The organism is Pelagicoccus sp. SDUM812002 (genome assembly GCF_031127835.1).
Taxonomy (GTDB): Bacteria; Verrucomicrobiota; Verrucomicrobiia; order Opitutales; family Opitutaceae; genus Pelagicoccus.
This window is the reverse complement of record NZ_JARXHX010000137.1, coordinates 1-441: the sequence shown is the minus strand read 5'-3', so window position 1 is coordinate 441 and position 441 is coordinate 1. Positions and strand designations below refer to the sequence as shown.

Here is a 441-nt window from a genome sequence, read left to right as displayed (position 1 = left end):
TGCTCGCAGCTCCAATTTATCGAGGGAGAAATCCAAGAACGAAAGGTCGAGGAAGATCCACCGGAAGAGCGGGAAGAACTCCGAGATCCTCGGCAGTTGGAATTTGGGACTATATTGGCCCAGAGGTACAGAATTCGAAAACTCAAGAGAGAAGGATACGACGCCTTCGTCGATCCTGTTAGCGGCCTGATTCAGCTTCGAGCTTCATCAGGACTGACTGACATGCCTTCTATAGGAGGTAGGAAATCTACGATTTCAGCAGATTGCTCTAAACACGTTCGGGGACAAGCCCCTGCCGGATCTTGGTTTTCTGTGACCACTGATGAGAGGATTCGAGACCGTGAAAGGCTCCGTTCCCTCCCCCATTCCGAGCGAAAAGACGTTCTGTCCCGTCCGATCTGGAAGGACAAAGGCGGCAAAGGGCATGTACGGCTTGCCCAT

The 441-nt window shown here is 52.2% G+C and carries 1 protein-coding gene; it reads left to right on the top strand.

From position 1 onward, the window contains the following. Positions 1-441 (top strand): hypothetical protein (locus tag QEH53_RS24035; protein ID WP_309025779.1); only part of this gene is annotated, 441 nt, incomplete at both ends.